Annotated in this window: 3 protein-coding genes; all 3 read left to right on the top strand. The window is 69.8% G+C overall.

The window, feature by feature from the left end:
• Positions 1-62 precede the first annotated feature (62 nt).
• Complete coding sequence (locus BZL64_RS37785; RefSeq protein ID WP_086773469.1) at positions 63-905, top strand: MetQ/NlpA family ABC transporter substrate-binding protein; 843 nt, start codon at positions 63-65, stop codon at positions 903-905.
• A gap of 204 nt (positions 906-1,109) precedes the next feature.
• On the top strand, positions 1,110-1,748 hold the full coding sequence (locus BZL64_RS37790) for a GNAT family N-acetyltransferase (RefSeq protein WP_167396267.1): 639 nt from the start codon (positions 1,110-1,112) through the stop codon (positions 1,746-1,748).
• 94 nt (positions 1,749-1,842) lie between these two features.
• Positions 1,843-2,190: SAM-dependent methyltransferase (locus BZL64_RS37795; protein WP_244205795.1), on the top strand; the 348-nt coding region annotated here is incomplete at its 3' end.

Here is a 2,190-nt window from a genome sequence, read left to right on the forward strand (position 1 = left end):
CCCCCTTTGTTCTCCCCGCACACCCACAGCGGGGACGTATCACCTCAGGAAAGGCACTTTTCGTGCGTAACACCGCCAAAATCACCACCGCTGTCCTGGCTGCCGGAGCCCTCACCCTCGGGCTCGGCGCGTGCGGCTCGGACAAGGACTCCGGATCCGGTTCCGCCGCCACGGACACCAGCGGCCCGCTCGTCGTCGCCGCGAGCCCCGTCCCGCACGCCGAGATCCTCACCTTCGTCAAGGACAACCTGGCCAAGGACGCGGGCCTCGACCTGGAGGTCAAGGAGTTCACCGACTACGTCACGCCGAACACGGCGACGGAAGACGGCTCGGTCGGCGCCAACTACTTCCAGAACCAGCCCTACCTCGACGACTTCAACAAGAAGAACGGCACCCATGTCGTGCCCGTCGTCACGGTCCACCTGGAACCGCTCGGCCTCTACTCCCACAAGTTCAAGAGCGTCGACGCCCTCAAGAACGGGGCCACCGTCGCCGTCCCCAACGACACCGTGAACGAGGCGCGCGCCCTGAAGCTGCTCGCCGCCAACGGCCTCATCACGCTCAAGGACGGCGCGGGCAACTCGGCGACCCCCGCCGACATCAGCGAGAACCCGAAGAACCTCAAGTTCAAGGAGCTGGAGGCGGCCCAGACCCCGCGCTCCCTGGACGACGTGGACGCCGCCGTCATCAACGGCAACTACGCCATCGAGAGCGACCTCAAGCCCTCGAAGGACGCCCTCGTCCTGGAGTCCGCCACGGACAACCCGTACGGCAACTTCCTCGCCGTCAAGGAGGGCAACGAGGACGACCCGCGCGTGAAGAAGCTCGCGAAGCTCCTCACCTCCCCCGAGGTCAAGAAGTTCATCGAGGACAAGTACGCCGGCTCGGTCATCGCGTCCTTCTGAGACGCCGGCCCCAGCCTCCTCGCCGTCGAGCACGGCAACGGGGACGACCCACGGGCACCTCGCCCACACCCGGGGTCCGCGCCTTCGGCAGGTGCGGACCCCGTGGTGCGACACGGTGCTTTCATGCTGCATGCTGAGCAGTTCAGCGGGCCTGACGGTCAACCAGGTCGGACCCTGACGGTTTCGAAGGTTACGGAGCGGCGCATGACGAGCACCTTCCCCAGCATCTCCATCAGCACGGAGCGGTTGGTGCTGCGTCCCCTCGACGAGGACGACGTACCCGCCCTGGCCGAGATGATGAACGATGAACAGGTCACCGCCTGGACCTCCGTCCCCCAGCCCTTCACCGCCCGCAACGCCCGCACCTGGATCACGCAGTACGCCCCCGCCCAGCGCGCCTCCGGCCGCGGACTCGACCTCGCCGTCACCGAGTTCCTCACCCAGCGCCTCGTCGGCGTCATCCAGCTCGGCAAGACCAACTGGCACGTACGGTCCACCGAACTGTCGTACATCATCGCCCCCTGGGCCCGCGGCGAGGGCTACGCCTCCGAGGCCGCGCTCGCCACCGCCCAGTGGCTGTTCAGCGACCAGAAACTCGAACGCATCGAACTGCGCACGGCCGCCGACAACACCGCATCGCAGCAGGTCGCGCAGAAGATCGGCTGCATCAGCGAAGGCGTCCTGCGCGGCGCCTGCATAGCGCGCGTCCGCGCCGACGACGGCACCTGGAGCGAGGCGCGCACCGACTTCATCGTGTGGAGCCTGCTCCCGGAGGACATCGAGGGCGCCGGGGAGCACCTCACGGAGAGCGGCGGCTACCCCTCGTACGCCGACTGGAACTGACCCCGAGGCACCGCACGGCCCCCGCCCGGCCCCGCGCGACCAGGTACTCTCACGAAGCCCGCCAGCCGCGTAGACCCACGGGAGACTGACGACGATGGCCGACCGCGTCACGGTGATCGGCTGGGACGGCTCGCCGCTGACCGCCGCCGCCCGCTCGGCCCTGGCCGCCGCCACCCTCGTGGCCGGAGCCGCCCACCACCTGACGCTGCCCGAGGTGCCCCCCGCCGCCGAACGCATCCGCCTCGGCAGCGTCGCCCTCGCCGCCCGCCGCATCGCCGGCCACCGCGGCACGGCGGTCGTCCTCGCCGACGGCGACCCCGGCTTCTTCGGCGTCGTACGCACCCTGCGCGCGCCCGAGTTCGGCCTGGAGGTCGAGGTCGTCCCGGCCGTCTCCTCCGTCGCCACCGCGTTCGCCCGCGCCGGCATGCCCTGGGACGACGCC

Origin of the sequence: Streptomyces bobili, assembly GCF_002154575.1 — a bacterium.
Lineage (GTDB): Bacteria > Actinomycetota > Actinomycetes > Streptomycetales > Streptomycetaceae > Streptomyces > Streptomyces bobili.

What these genes read in the sequence shown, in the direction of transcription:
- BZL64_RS37790 (WP_167396267.1), top strand. Translation starts at nt 1,110, where the DNA reads ATGACGAGCACCTTCCCCAGCATCTCCATCAGCACGGAGCGGTTGGTG.